Here is a 13,146-nt window from a genome sequence, read left to right on the forward strand (position 1 = left end):
ATGAAGCAGACTGTAACTTACATCATCCGTCATAGGGATATGCCAATTTATATAACTAACAAACCAACTGATAATAATTCAGATGTTAGTTACTCCACAAATAGAAATAGAGCTAGGGAATTTAACGGTATGGAAGAAGCGAGTATCAATATGGATTATCACAAAGCAATCAAGAAAACAGTGACAGAAACTATTGAGTACGAGGAGGTAGAACATGACTGAACAAACATTATTTGAACAGTTGAACAGTAAAAACGTGAATGATCATACAGAACAAAAAAATGGATTAACTTATCTAGCATGGTCATATGCACACCAAGAGCTGAAAAAGATTGACCCAAACTACACAGTAAAAGTACACGAGTTTCCACATCCAGATATTAACACAGAAAATTATTTTGTACCTTATTTGGCTACACCAGAAGGCTATTTTGTACAGGTATCTGTGACTGTGAAAGATAGTACAGAGACTGAGTGGCTTCCAGTATTGGACTTTAGAAATAAATCGCTTGCTAAAGGTAGTGCAACAACTTTCGATATTAACAAAGCGCAAAAACGATGTTTTGTTAAAGCTTCGGCTTTACACGGTTTAGGCTTATATATCTACAACGGCGAGGAACTACCAAGTGCAAGTGACAACGATATTACAGAATTAGAAGAGCGTATCAATCAGTTCGTGAACTTATCTCAAGAAAAAGGGCGAGATGCAACTATCGATAAAACGATGAGATGGCTAAAAATATCTAACATTAATAAATTAAGTCAAAAACAAATCGCAGAAGCACACCAAAAATTAGATGCGGGATTAAAACAATTGGATAGTGAGGAGAAACAATAATGTTAAACAGAGCAGTATTAGTAGGACGCTTAACAAAAGACCCAGAATTAAGAAGCGCGCCAAATGGCGTAAATGTAGGTACATTCACATTGGCAGTAAACAGAACATTCACGAATGCTCAAGGCGAGCGTGAAGCAGATTTTATAAACGTAGTAGTGTTCAAGAAACAAGCTGAAAATGTTAAAAACTACCTTTCTAAAGGGTCGCTGGCAGGTGTAGACGGGCGACTACAAACACGTAGCTACGAAAATAAAGTCGGGCAACGTGTATTTGTGACAGAAGTAGTAGCGGACAGTGTTCAATTCTTAGAACCGAAGAATAACAACCAACAACCAAACAACAATTATCATCAACAAAGACAAACTCAAACTGGTAATAATCCTTTTGATAATACCACTGCGATTACTGATGATGACTTACCGTTCTGATTGGAATGATTAAATGCCGAAAATTACTAGTTATATCACTCAAGACGACGGCACAACAACAGTTGTCATCTCGGATGTTGAATTAGGCAATAAAGAAACATTACTACTTGATAACGGGTTTGATGTAGAAGTAGATGTAAACGTTATAGATCCGTTTCAAATTACCGGCAAGCAACGTCGAAAAATATTCGCGCTTGTCAAAGACATAGAAGAACATACAGGTCAACCAATGGACTATATGAGACATATGTTCATCGAGTTTGTAAGAACGTACTACGGCTATGATGAACGTATTTCGCTAAGTAATTGTACGAGAACACAAGCAAGTCAAATCATTGAAGCAACGCTTGACTGGACGTTCTACAATGACATACCACTTAGCTACAAAACGAGTAATCTACTGAAACAAGATAAATCATTCTTATACTGGTCAACTGTTAACCGCAACTGTGTAATATGCGGAAAGCCTCACGCAGACCTAGCGCATTATGAAGCAGTCGGCAGAGGCATGAACAGAAACAAAATGAATCACTATGACAAACATGTATTAGCGTTATGTCGCGAACATCACAACGAGCAACATGCGATTGGTGTTAAGTCGTTTGATGATAAATATCACTTGCATGACTCGTGGATAAAAGTTGATGAGAGGCTCAACAAAATGCTGAAAGGAGAGAAAAAGGAATGAATAGACTAAGAATAATAAAAATAGCACTCCTAATCGTCATCTTGGCGGAAGAGATTAGAAGCGCTAAAAAAATTAAAAAATTTACCCCTGAGGATTCTAAAGGTTTTCCTGATATAACAAAAGATTCAATAAAAGAACCTAAATAAAAATATTATGGTTGATAAAATCCCATTGTTCTTTTGTTAACCACCCTTGTTTGTTATTGACTATTTCTGTAACAAACAGCTTATCTCCAGAATCGAGATAAGGTTTCAACTTTTCTATCATTTCTGAAGTTGATAAAGAAGAACGGAATAAAAATGAAGATTTCCAATAATTGCAATGACCATTAGAAATTTCCTTTTTTATAACATTTCTCAATTCCTCATATTTTTGTCCGGGTGAGTTTAAATCATATGTTAACATATAAGGTTTTTCCATATTTTATTCACCCCCAATCTAACGCAGTAGCGATAACAAAATTATACCAGAAAGGAGATAACGAAATGGCAACATTTAGAGTTTACAAAGAATCAGGTAACTTTGTCACAGTACACAAAGATTTTATACATGATTCTAATATAAGTTGGAAGGCTAAAGGTATTCTACTTTATTTGTTAAGTCGACCTGATAACTGGCAAATTTACGAAACAGAACTAGAGCAACATTCAACTGATGGACTTAGCGGTTTAAAGAGTGGAATCAAGGAACTGGAAGAAATTGGATACATTCAACGTAGTAGAAAACGTGATAAAAGTGGTAGGTTAAATGGTTATGAGTACTTAGTATATGAGCAACCGCACCACATTCGATTTTCCAACGTTGGAAAAACCGTTAACGGTAAAACCAACAATGGAAAAACCGTTAATGGTAAATCGCATACTACTAATAATAATAGTACTAATAATGATTTAACTAATAATAACAATACTAATAATGAAGGAAGTATATTGTCGGGCAACCCGACGGTGTCTTCCATTCCCTATAAAGAAATTATCGAATACTTAAATAAAAAAGCAGGAAAGCATTTTAAACATAATACAGCTAAAACAAAAGATTTTATTAAAGCAAGATGGAATCAAGATTTTAGGTTGGAGGATTTTAAAAAGGTGATTGATATCAAAACAGCTGAATGGTTAAACACGGATAGCGATAAATACCTTAGACCAGAAACACTTTTTGGCAGTAAATTTGAGGGGTACCTCAATCAAAAAATACAACCAACTGGCACGGATCAATTGGAACGCATGAAGTACGACGAAAGTTATTGGGATTAGGGGGATATTATGAAACCACTATTCAGCGAAAAGATAAACGAAAGCTTGAAAAAATATCAACCTACTCATGTCGAAAAAGGATTGAAATGTGAGAGATGTGGAAGTGAATACGACTTATATAAGTTTGCTCCTACTAAAAAACACCCGAATGGTTACGAGTATAAAGACGGTTGCAAATGTGAAATCTATGAGGAATATAAGCGAAACAAGCAACGGAAGATAAACAACATATTCAATCAATCAAACGTTAATCCGTCTTTAAGAGATGCAACAGTCAAAAACTACAAGCCACAAAATGAAAAACAAGTACAAGCTAAGCAAACAGCAATAGAGTACGTACAAGGCTTCTCTACAAAAGAACCAAAATCATTAATATTGCAAGGTTCATATGGAACTGGTAAAAGCCACCTAGCATACGCTATCGCAAAAGCAGTTAAAGCTAAAGGGCATACAGTTGCTTTTATGCATATACCAATGTTGATGGATCGTATCAAAGCGACATACAACAAAAATGCAGTAGAGACTACAGACGAACTAGTCAAATTACTTAGTGAGATTGATTTACTTGTACTAGATGATATGGGTGTAGAAAACACAGAACACACTATAAATAAACTTTTCAGCATTGTTGATAACAGAGTAGGTAAAAACAACATCTTTACAACTAACTTTAGTGATAAAGAACTAAATCAAAATATGAACTGGCAACGTATAAATTCGAGAATGAAAAAAAGAGCAAGAAAAGTAAGAGTAATCGGAGACGATTTCAGGGAGCGAGATGCGTGGTAATCACAAAACAAAATATAAAAGAAATATTACATTGTAGAGATGTATATGCTCAAAAGATGATTGATTTTGCAAACGGAGACCAAGAGAAACTTAAAAAACTTATTGATGATAAGTTGAAAGAAAAAGAAGAAAGCCCCGCAATCGTCGAATATTAAGGAGTGTTAAAAATGCCGAAAGAAAAATATTACTTATACCGAGAAGATGGCACGGAAGATATTAAGGTCATCAAACATGAAGATAACGAGAATGAAGTTTATTCGCTCACAGGAGCCCATTTCAGCGACGAAAAGAAAATTATGACTGATAGTGACCTAAAACGATTTAAAGGCGCTCACGGACTTCTATATGAGCAAGAGCTAGGTTTACAAGCAACGATATTTGATATTTAGAGGTGGCGCAATGAGTAAATACAATGCTAAGAAAGTTGAGTACAAAGGAATTGTATTTGATAGCAAAGTAGAGTGTGAATATTACCAATATTTAGAAAGTAATATGAATGGCACTAATTATGATCATATCGAAATACAACCGAAATTCGAATTATTACCAAAACTAGATAAACAACGAAAGATTGAATATATTGCAGACTTCGCGTTATATCTCGATGACAAACTGATTGAAGTTATCGACATTAAAGGTATGCCAACCGAAGTAGCAAAACTTAAAGCTAAGATTTTCAGACATAAATACAGAAACATAAAACTCAATTGGATATGTAAAGCACCTAAGTACACAGGCAAAACATGGATTACTTACGAGGAATTAATTAAAGCAAGACGAGAACGCAAAAGAGAAATGAAGTGATCTAATGCAACAACAAGCATATATAAACGCAACGATTGATATAAGAATACCTACAGAAGTTGAATATAAGCATTTTGGTGATGTGGATAAAGAAAAAGAAACGCTGGCAGATTACTTATATAACAATCCTAACGAAATACTAGAGTATGACAATTTAAAAATTAGAAATGTAAATGTAGAGGTGGAATAAATGGCGAAAACAGCAAGAATTGTAAGGATACACGATAAACCTTATAGGTTCAGTAAATTTGAAATGGAATTAATTGAAAGTCACGGTATAACACCCGGAATGGTTTCTAAAAGAGTAAAAGACGGTTGGGAACTACATGAAGCAATGGACGCACCAGAAGGTACGCGTTTAAGTGAGTACAGAGAAAAGAAAACAATAGAAAGACTGGAACAAGCTAGACTCGAACGCAAATTGGAAAGAGAGCGAAAGAGAGAGGCTGAGCTAAGAAGAAAGAAGCCACATTTGTTTAATGTACCTCAAAAACATTCACGTGATCCGTACTGGTTCGATGTCACTTATAACCAAATGTTCAAGAAATGGAGTGAAGCATAATGAGCATAATCAGTAACAGAAAAGTAGATATGAACGAAATACAAGACAATGTTAAGCAACCAGCGCACTACACATACGGCGACATTGAAATTATAGATTTTATTGAACAAGTTACGGCACAGTACCCACCACAATTAGCATTCGCAATAGGTAATGCAATCAAATACTTGTCAAGAGCGCCGTTAAAAAACGGACACGAGGATTTAGCAAAGGCGAAGTTTTACGTCGATAGAGTATTTGACTTGTGGGAGGGTTAACGATGGCAACCCAAAAACAAGTTGAATATGTGATGTCATTACAGGAGCAACTGGAATTGGAAGAGTGCGAAAAATATACAGACGAACAAGTTAAAGCAATGAGTCATAAAGAAGTTAGCAATGTGATTGAAAACTATAAGGCAAGCATAAGGAATGAAGAGCTATATGACGAATGTATGTCGTTTGGTCTACCTAATTGGTAAAAGGAGTGATGATCATGACAGATAACGCACGCAAAGAATACTTAAACCAATTTTTCGGATCTAAGAGATATCTATGTCAGGATAACGAGCGAGTGGCTCATACTCATGTAGTAAACGGCACTTATTACTTTCATGGGCATATCGTACCAGGTTGGCAAGGCGTGAAAAAGACATTTGATACAGCTGAAGAGCTTGAAACATATATAAAGCAACAGGATTTGGAATATGAGGAACAGAAGCAACTAACTTTATTTTAGAGGAGGTTATGAAAGTGAACTATGAAACAGGGTTCCAACTAGGTGTAATGGAAGCTAGGTTGAAGAAGATGAGAAAACAACGTGATGCGTGCAAGAAGCAACGTGATGAGCTTATCGTGGATATAGCTAAGTTAAGAGAGCGTAACGAAGAGCTGGAGAACATGTGGCGCACAGTCAAAAATGAATTGCTTGGAAGATACGAATTTTACCGTTTTAGACTTAACGAACTACAGATTGAGAGTAGAGCGAACAAGGCAGTAGCTATAAACATGGGAGCTAAAATCAACGCAAGTGCTATATTGTACCGAATGGACAAATTAGACGGAACAAATGAGTTCTACGAATTTTTAGGACAAATGGAGGAAGACACTAATGAATAACCGCGAACAAATCGAACAGTCCGTTATAAGTGCTAGTGCGTATAACGGCAATGACACAGAGGGATTACTAAAAGAGATTGAAGACGTGTATAAGAAAGCACAAGCGTTTGATGAAATACTTGAGGGTTTACCTAATGCTATGCAAGATGCACTCAAAGAAGATATTTATCTTGATGAAGCAGTAGGGATTATGACGAGTCAAGTTGTCTATAAATATGAGGAGGAGCAGGAAAATGACTAACACATTAACAATTGATCAGTTACAAGAGTTATTACAAATACAAAAGGAGTTCGACGATAGAATACCAACTAGAAATTTAAATGACACAGTAGCTAGTATGATTATTGAATTTGTAGAGTGGATTAACACACTTGAGTTTTTTAAAAATTGGAAGAAACAACCAGGTAAGCCACTAGATACACAATTAGATGAGATTGCTGATTACTTAGCTTTCAGTTTGCAATTAACTTTGACTATTGTTGATGAAGAAGATTTGGAAGAAACTACTGAGGTTATGGTTGATTTGATTGAAAATGAAGTTACTTTACCTAAACTACATTCAGTTTATTTTGTTCATGTAATGCATACACTAACAGAACAATTTGTAAAAGGTATTGATAATAGCATTGTACAAGTTTTAATAATGCCGTTTTTGTACGCCAATACTTACTATTCTATCGACCAACTCATTGACGCATACAAAAAGAAAATGAAAAGGAATCATGAAAGACAAGATGGAACAGCAGACGCAGGAAAAGGATACGTGTAAAGACATCTTAGATCGAGTCAAGGAGGTTTTGGGGAAGTGAATTACATCATTGCATTAGTTCTAATACTTGTATTCATAGTAATATTAAACAATTTACTCAACAGATATATGGTTTTGTACAAAGAATTAGATTTATTTACATGCAGAATTGGAATGTTATTGGTCTTAATCGTTCTAGTAGATTTTGCAAAGCAACAAAATATGTTGGCTACATTGATTGTTTTACTAATACTTTTATTCGTAGAAAAACTTAGAATCATTCAAAGGAGCGATAAGAAGTGACGCAATACTTAGTCACAACATTCAAAGATTCAACAGGACGCAAGCATACACACATAACTCGAGCTAAAAGCAATCAAAGGTTTACAGTTGTTGAGGCAGAGAGTAAAGAAGAAGCTGAGCGCAAATACGAGGCACAAGTTAAAAGAGGTGCAGTTATTAAATTAGGTCAGTTGTTTGAAAATATAAGGGAGTGTGGGAAATGACGGAAGTTAAAATTAAAACTATTTCAGGTGGAGTTTATTTTGTAAAAACGGCTGAACCTTTTGAAAAATATGTTAAAAGAATGACGGGTTTTAATGGTTATATTTACGCAAGTAATATAATCAAGCAGCCAACGTATATTAAAACAGATACGATTGAATCAATCACACTTATTGAGGAGCGTGGGAAATGAATCAGCTGAGAATTTTATTACATGACGGTAGTAGTTTGATATTACATGAAGATGAATTATTTAACGAAATAGCATTTGTTTTGGATGATTTTAGAAATGATGATGACTATTTAACGATAGAAAAAGATTATGGCAGAGAACTTGTATTGAACAAAGGTTATATAGTTGGAATTAATGTTGAGGAGGCAGACAATGGCTAAACAAATACTAAGATTATTATTCTTACTAGCGATGTATGAGCTAGGTAAGCATGTAACTGAGCATGTATATATTATGATGACGGCTAATGATGATGTAGAGGCGCCGAGTGACTTCGCAAAGTTGAGCGATCAGTTAGATTTGATGAGGGCGGAGGTGTCAGAGTAGATGTATAGCAAAGAGTCAATTGTTAATATGATAGGCACACATAAAATGAAGTGTAATGTATTAGCTGATGTAATACCGGAATATGATAGCAATTCAATTGCACAGTATGGCATACAAGCAACGTTGCCGAAACCACAAGGGGAAAACTCAAGTAAAGTTGAAGATGTTGTTGTGAGGCTTGAGAGAGCAAATAAAAGGTATGCTCAGATGTTAAAAGAGGTTGAGTTTATAAATCAATCGCAACAGAGATTGGGACACGTTGACTTTTGTTTCTTAGAGTTATTGAAGAAAGGTTATAACAGGGATGCAATTATCAAGAAGATGCCTAACTCTAAATTGAACAGAAACAACTTCTTAGCGCGCCGTGATGAATTAGCAGAAAAGATTTATCTACTACAGTGACGAAAATGACAAAAATGACAGAAATGACGAAAATGACACTATTTTTAAACTGTGAATTAATTTTATATAATTGATTTGTAAGAATTATCTTAAGACGTGGGGTAATAGCCACAACAGATGTTCTCATCGATGTGATTAAGAAGTGACAAACATATAAAAGATGATATGTTACGCTATTAATCACTTACTACCTGCCTATATGGTGGGTAGTTTAATTCTTGCATTTTGAGTCATAACTATTTTCCTCCTTTCACATTTATTGAACGTAGCTCCTGCACAAGATGTAGGGGCATTTTTTTATATTTAAAATAACTAGAGTAATTAACGTAAAGGCGTGTGATACAGTGAAAACAATTGATTAAATTAACACCGAAGCAAGAAAAGTTTGTGCTAGGACTCATAGAGGGCAAGAGCCAACGGAAAGCATATATTGACGCAGGGTATTCGACTAAAGGTAAGAGTGGGGAATATCTAGATAAAGAAGCGAGTACACTTTTTAAAAATCGGAAGGTTTCCGGAAGGTACGAAAAATTGCGTCAAGAAGTAGCTGAACAATCAAAATGGACACGCCAAAAGGCCTTTGAAGAATATGAGTGGCTAAAGAATGTAGCTAAGAATGACATTGAAATAGAGGGAGTGAAGAAAGCGACAGCTGATGCATTCCTCGCTAGTTTAGATGGTATGAATAGAATGACGTTAGGTAACGAAGTTTTAGCTAACAAGAAAATAGAAACTGAAATTAAGATGCTTGAGAAGAAGATTGAACAAATAGATAAAGGTGACAGTGGAACAGAAGATAAAATCAAACAACTTCACGACGCAATAACGGAAGTGATCGTCAATGAATAAACTTAAATCTTTATATACGGACAAACAAATTGAAATATTGAAGCAAACGCAAAAACAAGATTGGTTTATGTTAATTAATCACGGAGCAAAGCGTACAGGTAAAACAATATTAAACAATGACTTATTTTTACGTGAGTTAATGCGTGTGCGAAAGATAGCAGACGAAGAAGGAATTGAGACACCTCAATATATACTTGCTGGTGCAACATTAGGTACGATTCAAAAAAACGTACTAATAGAGTTAACTAACAAATATGGCATTGAGTTTAATTTTGATAAATATAATTCATTCATGTTATTTGGCGTTCAAGTGGTTCAGACAGGTCACAGTAAAGTAAGTGGTATAGGAGCTATACGTGGTATGACATCGTTTGGTGCATATATCAATGAAGCGTCGTTAGCGCATGAAGAGGTGTTTGACGAGATTAAGTCACGTTGTAGTGGAACTGGTGCAAGAATATTGGTAGATACCAACCCTGACCATCCCGAGCATTGGTTGTTGAAAGATTATATTGAAAATACAGATCCTAAAGCAGGTATACTGAGTCACCAATTTAAGCTCGATGACAATAACTTTCTTAATGATAGATATAAAGAGTCTATTAAGGCTTCAACACCATCAGGTATGTTCTATGAACGTAATATCAACGGTATGTGGGTGTCTGGTGACGGTGTAGTATATGCCGACTTTGATTTGAATGAGAATACGATTAAAGCAGATGAACTGGACGACATACCTATCAAAGAATACTTTGCTGGTGTCGACTGGGGTTACGAGCACTATGGATCTATTGTGTTAATAGGACGAGGTATAGATGGTAACTTTTATTTTATTGAGGAGCACGCACACCAATTTAAGTTTATTGATGATTGGGTGGTTATTGCAAAAGATATTGTAAGTAGATATGGCAATATTAATTTTTACTGCGATACTGCACGACCTGAATACATCACTGAATTTAGAAGACATAGATTACGTGCAATTAACGCTGATAAAAGTAAACTATCGGGTGTAGAGGAAGTTGCTAAGTTGTTCAAACAAAACAAGTTACTTGTTCTTTATGATAATATGGATAGGTTTAAGCAAGAGGTATTTAAATATGTTTGGCACCCTACAAACGGAGAGCCTATAAAAGAATTTGATGACGTGTTGGACTCGTTAAGATATGCCATATACACACATACTAAACCTGAACGATTAAGGAGGGGGAAATGACATTGTATAAGTTAATAGATGATATTGAAGCACAAGGAATATTGCCTAAGCATATTGAGGCTCTAATAGAGTCACATAAAGACGATAGAGAGAGAATGGTTAATCTCTATAATAGATACAAGACACATATTGACTATGTACCAATATTCAAACGTCGACCAATTGAAGAAAAAGAAGATTTTGAAACTGGTGGAAATGTAAGGCGATTAGACGTGTCTGTTAATAACAAACTTAACAACTCTTTTGACAGCGAAATTGTTGATACACGTGTTGGTTATTTACATGGTGTTCCTGTTACTTATGATTTAGATGAAAACGCAGAAAAAAACGAAAAGTTGAAAAAGTTTATAACCAACTTTGCCATTAGAAATAGTGTTGATGATGAGGATTCTGAAATAGGTAAAATGGCAGCAATTTGCGGATATGGTGCTAGGTTAGCATATATTGATACGAATGGTGATATTAGGATTAAGAATATAGATCCCTATAATGTTATTTTTGTTGGCGACAATATTTTAGAACCTACATACTCATTGCGCTACTTTTATGAAAAAGATGATGATAATGGCACTGATTATGTGTACGCAGAGTTTTACGATAATGCTTATTATTATGTATTTCGAGGAGAAGGTATTGACGCTTTGCAAGAAGTTGGACGATATGAACATTTATTTGATTACAATCCATTGTTTGGTGTACCTAACAACAAAGAGATGATAGGAGATGCTGAAAAGGTTATTCACTTAATTGACGCATATGATTTAACAATGAGCGATGCATCAAGTGAGATTAGTCAGACACGTTTAGCATACCTTGTGTTACGCGGTATGGGTATGAGTGAAGAAATGATTCAAGAAACACAAAAGAGTGGCGCATTTGAGTTGTTCGACAAAGATATGGACGTTAAATACTTAACAAAAGATGTAAATGACACAATGATTGAGAACCATTTAGATCGAATCGAAAAGAATATCATGCGTTTTGCAAAGTCAGTAAACTTTAATTCTGACGAGTTTAACGGAAATGTACCTATCATTGGAATGAAACTTAAACTTATGGCTTTAGAGAACAAGTGTATGACGTTTGAGCGTAAGATGACAGCTATGTTGAGGTATCAATTCAAAGTTATTTTATCTGCATTAAAGCGTAAAGGGTACAACTTGGATGATGATAGTTATTTAAACCTGATATTTAAGTTCACTCGTAACATTCCAGTTAATAAGTTAGAAGAATCACAAGTGCTAATTAACCTGAAGGGACAAGTTTCAGAACGAACAAGGTTAGGACAATCACAACTAGTTGATGATGTTGATTACGAATTAGACGAAATGGAAAAAGAAAGTCTTGAATTTAATGACAAATTACCTGACATAGATGAAGGTGACGCAAATGACAAATCCCAAAATAACCAATCAGAATGATATTAATGAGTATATCGAGGGTTTAATCTCTAAAGCAGAAAAACCAATAGAACAACTATTTGCTAATCGACTTAAAGAGATAAAACAAATCATCGCAGATATGTTTGAGAAATATCAAAATGATGATGTGTATGTTACATGGACTGAATTCAATAAATACAACAGGCTCAATAAGGAGTTAACTCGTATAGGTACAATGTTGACTGATGACTATAGGCAAGTAGCTAAGATGATTCAGAAGTCACAAGAAGATGCTTATATAGAAAAATTCCTTATGAGCCTTTATTTATATGAAATGGCGAGTCAAACATCTATGCAGTTTGATGTTCCGAGTAAAGAGGTAATCAAATCAGCTATTGAACAACCTATTGAGTTCATTCGTTTAATGCCAACACTACAAAAACATCGTGATGAAGTATTGAAAAAGATACGTATGCACATTACACAAGGTATTATGAGTGGAGAGGGTTACTCTAAGATAGCTAAAGCAATACGTGATGATGTCGGCATGTCTAAAGCTCAATCATTGCGTGTGGCTCGTACAGAAGCAGGCAGAGCAATGTCACAAGCTGGACTTGATAGCGCAATGGTTGCTAAAGATAACGGTTTGAAGATGAAGAAACGTTGGAATGCTACTAAAGATACACGAACACGTGATACTCATCGTCATTTAGATGGGGAATCAGTGGAAATAGACCAAAACTTTCAATCAAGTGGATGTGTTGGACAGGCACCCAAGCTATTTATCGGTGTAAACAGTGCGAAAGAGAATATTAATTGTCGTTGTAAATTACTCTATTACATTGATGAAGATGAATTACCAACTGTGATGAGAGTGCGTAATGATGATGGTGAAAACGAAGTTATACCATTCATGAATTATCGTGAGTGGGAAAAGCACAAGAGGAAAAAGAAATAATACACCTATCGACCTTAGCATGTCGTTAAACTGCTTTTTATTATGCACTTTTCGGACTGTTAGGG

Annotated in this window: 29 protein-coding genes; 28 read left to right on the plus strand and 1 reads right to left on the minus strand. The window is 35.2% G+C overall.

The features are described from left to right. Genes NSS86_RS02870 through NSS86_RS02890 form a run of 5 tightly spaced genes read left to right on the plus strand, consistent with a single transcriptional unit; the run spans position 1 to position 2,100 of the window. A complete protein-coding gene (locus NSS86_RS02870; RefSeq protein ID WP_000815402.1) occupies positions 1-222 on the plus strand; it encodes a DUF2483 family protein in 222 nt (73 codons plus the stop codon). Then, complete coding sequence (locus NSS86_RS02875; RefSeq protein WP_000139720.1) at positions 215-838, plus strand: DUF1071 domain-containing protein; 624 nt, start codon at positions 215-217, stop codon at positions 836-838. The genes NSS86_RS02870 and NSS86_RS02875 overlap by 8 nt, the downstream gene beginning before the upstream one ends. Then, positions 838-1,266, plus strand: coding sequence for a single-stranded DNA-binding protein (gene ssb / locus NSS86_RS02880; protein WP_000934385.1), 429 nt, complete (start codon positions 838-840; stop codon positions 1,264-1,266). Before NSS86_RS02875 ends, ssb begins: the two co-directional genes overlap by 1 nt. 13 nt (positions 1,267-1,279) lie before the next feature. Beyond that, positions 1,280-1,954, plus strand: coding sequence for a putative HNHc nuclease (locus NSS86_RS02885; protein ID WP_031768655.1), 675 nt, complete (start codon positions 1,280-1,282; stop codon positions 1,952-1,954). Continuing rightward, positions 1,951-2,100: a hypothetical protein gene (locus tag NSS86_RS02890; RefSeq protein ID WP_001081076.1), complete on the plus strand. Its 150-nt coding sequence runs from the start codon at positions 1,951-1,953 to the stop codon at positions 2,098-2,100. The genes NSS86_RS02885 and NSS86_RS02890 overlap by 4 nt, the downstream gene beginning before the upstream one ends. Here NSS86_RS02890 and NSS86_RS02895 read toward each other — a convergent pair. Continuing rightward, complete coding sequence (locus NSS86_RS02895; RefSeq protein WP_000414755.1) at positions 2,093-2,374, minus strand: hypothetical protein; 282 nt, start codon at positions 2,372-2,374, stop codon at positions 2,093-2,095. The two genes, NSS86_RS02890 and NSS86_RS02895, sit on opposite strands and share 8 nt — an antisense overlap. Before the next feature lie 65 nt (positions 2,375-2,439). Between NSS86_RS02895 and NSS86_RS02900 the strand changes: the two genes are divergently transcribed. The 23 genes from NSS86_RS02900 to NSS86_RS03010 all read left to right on the plus strand — a co-directional run bounded on the left by NSS86_RS02900 (position 2,440) and on the right by NSS86_RS03010 (position 13,081). Beyond that, positions 2,440-3,210, plus strand: coding sequence for a conserved phage C-terminal domain-containing protein (locus NSS86_RS02900; protein WP_000190253.1), 771 nt, complete (start codon positions 2,440-2,442; stop codon positions 3,208-3,210). A gap of 9 nt (positions 3,211-3,219) precedes the next feature. Further along, entirely contained in the window at positions 3,220-3,999 is a 780-nt protein-coding gene (locus tag NSS86_RS02905) for an ATP-binding protein (protein WP_000803065.1), read from the plus strand. Next, entirely contained in the window at positions 3,993-4,154 is a 162-nt protein-coding gene (locus NSS86_RS02910; protein WP_209166350.1) for a hypothetical protein, read from the plus strand. Before NSS86_RS02905 ends, NSS86_RS02910 begins: the two co-directional genes overlap by 7 nt. Before the next feature lie 12 nt (positions 4,155-4,166). Beyond that, positions 4,167-4,388, plus strand: coding sequence for a DUF3269 family protein (locus tag NSS86_RS02915; protein WP_001123673.1), 222 nt, complete (start codon positions 4,167-4,169; stop codon positions 4,386-4,388). 10 nt (positions 4,389-4,398) lie between these two features. Beyond that, positions 4,399-4,803 (plus strand): DUF1064 domain-containing protein, encoded by a 405-nt coding sequence (locus tag NSS86_RS02920; protein WP_000049784.1) that lies wholly within the window; start codon positions 4,399-4,401, stop codon positions 4,801-4,803. A gap of 4 nt (positions 4,804-4,807) precedes the next feature. Next, positions 4,808-4,993: a DUF3113 family protein gene (locus NSS86_RS02925; RefSeq protein ID WP_001187242.1), complete on the plus strand. Its 186-nt coding sequence runs from the start codon at positions 4,808-4,810 to the stop codon at positions 4,991-4,993. Next, on the plus strand, positions 4,994-5,365 hold the full coding sequence (locus NSS86_RS02930; protein ID WP_001140291.1) for an SA1788 family PVL leukocidin-associated protein: 372 nt from the start codon (positions 4,994-4,996) through the stop codon (positions 5,363-5,365). Further along, positions 5,365-5,622 carry a DUF3310 domain-containing protein gene (locus NSS86_RS02935; RefSeq protein WP_015984497.1) on the plus strand — a complete coding sequence of 86 codons (258 nt, stop codon included), beginning with the start codon at positions 5,365-5,367 and terminating at the stop codon, positions 5,620-5,622. The genes NSS86_RS02930 and NSS86_RS02935 overlap by 1 nt, the downstream gene beginning before the upstream one ends. A gap of 2 nt (positions 5,623-5,624) precedes the next feature. Continuing rightward, positions 5,625-5,825, plus strand: coding sequence for a hypothetical protein (locus tag NSS86_RS02940; protein WP_000235327.1), 201 nt, complete (start codon positions 5,625-5,627; stop codon positions 5,823-5,825). An 8-nt stretch (positions 5,826-5,833) separates the two neighbouring features. Next, positions 5,834-6,082: an SAV1978 family virulence-associated passenger protein gene (locus tag NSS86_RS02945; protein WP_339302383.1), complete on the plus strand. Its 249-nt coding sequence runs from the start codon at positions 5,834-5,836 to the stop codon at positions 6,080-6,082. An 8-nt stretch (positions 6,083-6,090) separates the two neighbouring features. Then, the gene (locus tag NSS86_RS02950) at positions 6,091-6,462 is read left to right on the plus strand and encodes a hypothetical protein (protein WP_001616813.1); all 372 of its coding nucleotides are present in this window, start codon (positions 6,091-6,093) and stop codon (positions 6,460-6,462) included. Continuing rightward, positions 6,455-6,703, plus strand: a complete 249-nt coding sequence (locus NSS86_RS02955) for a DUF1024 family protein (protein WP_001065072.1) — start codon at positions 6,455-6,457, stop codon at positions 6,701-6,703. The genes NSS86_RS02950 and NSS86_RS02955 overlap by 8 nt, the downstream gene beginning before the upstream one ends. After that, positions 6,696-7,232 carry a dUTPase gene (locus NSS86_RS02960; RefSeq protein WP_000185680.1) on the plus strand — a complete coding sequence of 179 codons (537 nt, stop codon included), beginning with the start codon at positions 6,696-6,698 and terminating at the stop codon, positions 7,230-7,232. The genes NSS86_RS02955 and NSS86_RS02960 overlap by 8 nt, the downstream gene beginning before the upstream one ends. 36 nt (positions 7,233-7,268) lie before the next feature. Next, positions 7,269-7,514 (plus strand): hypothetical protein, encoded by a 246-nt coding sequence (locus tag NSS86_RS02965; protein ID WP_165468747.1) that lies wholly within the window; start codon positions 7,269-7,271, stop codon positions 7,512-7,514. Continuing rightward, entirely contained in the window at positions 7,511-7,717 is a 207-nt protein-coding gene (locus NSS86_RS02970; RefSeq protein WP_064289430.1) for a DUF1381 domain-containing protein, read from the plus strand. The genes NSS86_RS02965 and NSS86_RS02970 overlap by 4 nt, the downstream gene beginning before the upstream one ends. After that, positions 7,714-7,908 (plus strand): hypothetical protein, encoded by a 195-nt coding sequence (locus NSS86_RS02975; protein ID WP_000141186.1) that lies wholly within the window; start codon positions 7,714-7,716, stop codon positions 7,906-7,908. Before NSS86_RS02970 ends, NSS86_RS02975 begins: the two co-directional genes overlap by 4 nt. Then, a complete protein-coding gene (locus NSS86_RS02980; protein ID WP_158171473.1) occupies positions 7,905-8,108 on the plus strand; it encodes a hypothetical protein in 204 nt (67 codons plus the stop codon). The genes NSS86_RS02975 and NSS86_RS02980 overlap by 4 nt, the downstream gene beginning before the upstream one ends. Then, positions 8,101-8,274 (plus strand): transcriptional activator RinB, encoded by a 174-nt coding sequence (locus tag NSS86_RS02985; RefSeq protein WP_196587563.1) that lies wholly within the window; start codon positions 8,101-8,103, stop codon positions 8,272-8,274. The genes NSS86_RS02980 and NSS86_RS02985 overlap by 8 nt, the downstream gene beginning before the upstream one ends. After that, a complete protein-coding gene (locus NSS86_RS02990; RefSeq protein ID WP_000286968.1) occupies positions 8,275-8,676 on the plus strand; it encodes a hypothetical protein in 402 nt (133 codons plus the stop codon). A gap of 354 nt (positions 8,677-9,030) precedes the next feature. Beyond that, on the plus strand, positions 9,031-9,525 hold the full coding sequence (locus NSS86_RS02995; RefSeq protein ID WP_000594088.1) for a terminase small subunit: 495 nt from the start codon (positions 9,031-9,033) through the stop codon (positions 9,523-9,525). After that, entirely contained in the window at positions 9,518-10,741 is a 1,224-nt protein-coding gene (locus NSS86_RS03000) for a PBSX family phage terminase large subunit (RefSeq protein ID WP_001037578.1), read from the plus strand. Before NSS86_RS02995 ends, NSS86_RS03000 begins: the two co-directional genes overlap by 8 nt. Further along, positions 10,738-12,162 carry a phage portal protein gene (locus NSS86_RS03005; RefSeq protein ID WP_000177422.1) on the plus strand — a complete coding sequence of 475 codons (1,425 nt, stop codon included), beginning with the start codon at positions 10,738-10,740 and terminating at the stop codon, positions 12,160-12,162. Before NSS86_RS03000 ends, NSS86_RS03005 begins: the two co-directional genes overlap by 4 nt. Further along, positions 12,131-13,081 carry a phage head morphogenesis protein gene (locus tag NSS86_RS03010; RefSeq protein WP_339302330.1) on the plus strand — a complete coding sequence of 317 codons (951 nt, stop codon included), beginning with the start codon at positions 12,131-12,133 and terminating at the stop codon, positions 13,079-13,081. Before NSS86_RS03005 ends, NSS86_RS03010 begins: the two co-directional genes overlap by 32 nt. The last annotated feature ends 65 nt before the right edge of the window (positions 13,082-13,146 follow it).

Source organism: Staphylococcus sp. FSL W8-0056 (assembly GCF_037963075.1).
Taxonomy (GTDB): domain Bacteria; phylum Bacillota; class Bacilli; order Staphylococcales; family Staphylococcaceae; genus Staphylococcus; species Staphylococcus aureus.

Coding starts and splice junctions, on each gene's coding strand:
- NSS86_RS02870 (WP_000815402.1), top strand. CDS start 1: ATGAAGCAGACTGTAACTTACATCATCCGTCATAGGGATATGCCAATT.
- NSS86_RS02875 (WP_000139720.1), top strand. CDS start 215: ATGACTGAACAAACATTATTTGAACAGTTGAACAGTAAAAACGTGAAT.
- ssb (WP_000934385.1), top strand. CDS start 838: ATGTTAAACAGAGCAGTATTAGTAGGACGCTTAACAAAAGACCCAGAA.
- NSS86_RS02885 (WP_031768655.1), top strand. CDS start 1,280: ATGCCGAAAATTACTAGTTATATCACTCAAGACGACGGCACAACAACA.
- NSS86_RS02890 (WP_001081076.1), top strand. CDS start 1,951: ATGAATAGACTAAGAATAATAAAAATAGCACTCCTAATCGTCATCTTG.
- NSS86_RS02895 (WP_000414755.1), bottom strand. CDS start 2,374: ATGGAAAAACCTTATATGTTAACATATGATTTAAACTCACCCGGACAA.
- NSS86_RS02900 (WP_000190253.1), top strand. CDS start 2,440: ATGGCAACATTTAGAGTTTACAAAGAATCAGGTAACTTTGTCACAGTA.
- NSS86_RS02905 (WP_000803065.1), top strand. CDS start 3,220: ATGAAACCACTATTCAGCGAAAAGATAAACGAAAGCTTGAAAAAATAT.
- NSS86_RS02915 (WP_001123673.1), top strand. CDS start 4,167: ATGCCGAAAGAAAAATATTACTTATACCGAGAAGATGGCACGGAAGAT.
- NSS86_RS02920 (WP_000049784.1), top strand. CDS start 4,399: ATGAGTAAATACAATGCTAAGAAAGTTGAGTACAAAGGAATTGTATTT.
- NSS86_RS02925 (WP_001187242.1), top strand. CDS start 4,808: ATGCAACAACAAGCATATATAAACGCAACGATTGATATAAGAATACCT.
- NSS86_RS02930 (WP_001140291.1), top strand. CDS start 4,994: ATGGCGAAAACAGCAAGAATTGTAAGGATACACGATAAACCTTATAGG.
- NSS86_RS02935 (WP_015984497.1), top strand. CDS start 5,365: ATGAGCATAATCAGTAACAGAAAAGTAGATATGAACGAAATACAAGAC.
- NSS86_RS02940 (WP_000235327.1), top strand. CDS start 5,625: ATGGCAACCCAAAAACAAGTTGAATATGTGATGTCATTACAGGAGCAA.
- NSS86_RS02945 (WP_339302383.1), top strand. CDS start 5,834: ATGATCATGACAGATAACGCACGCAAAGAATACTTAAACCAATTTTTC.
- NSS86_RS02950 (WP_001616813.1), top strand. CDS start 6,091: ATGAAAGTGAACTATGAAACAGGGTTCCAACTAGGTGTAATGGAAGCT.
- NSS86_RS02955 (WP_001065072.1), top strand. CDS start 6,455: ATGAATAACCGCGAACAAATCGAACAGTCCGTTATAAGTGCTAGTGCG.
- NSS86_RS02960 (WP_000185680.1), top strand. CDS start 6,696: ATGACTAACACATTAACAATTGATCAGTTACAAGAGTTATTACAAATA.
- NSS86_RS02975 (WP_000141186.1), top strand. CDS start 7,714: ATGACGGAAGTTAAAATTAAAACTATTTCAGGTGGAGTTTATTTTGTA.
- NSS86_RS02980 (WP_158171473.1), top strand. CDS start 7,905: ATGAATCAGCTGAGAATTTTATTACATGACGGTAGTAGTTTGATATTA.
- NSS86_RS02985 (WP_196587563.1), top strand. CDS start 8,101: ATGGCTAAACAAATACTAAGATTATTATTCTTACTAGCGATGTATGAG.
- NSS86_RS02990 (WP_000286968.1), top strand. CDS start 8,275: ATGTATAGCAAAGAGTCAATTGTTAATATGATAGGCACACATAAAATG.
- NSS86_RS03000 (WP_001037578.1), top strand. CDS start 9,518: ATGAATAAACTTAAATCTTTATATACGGACAAACAAATTGAAATATTG.
- NSS86_RS03005 (WP_000177422.1), top strand. CDS start 10,738: ATGACATTGTATAAGTTAATAGATGATATTGAAGCACAAGGAATATTG.
- NSS86_RS03010 (WP_339302330.1), top strand. CDS start 12,131: ATGACAAATCCCAAAATAACCAATCAGAATGATATTAATGAGTATATC.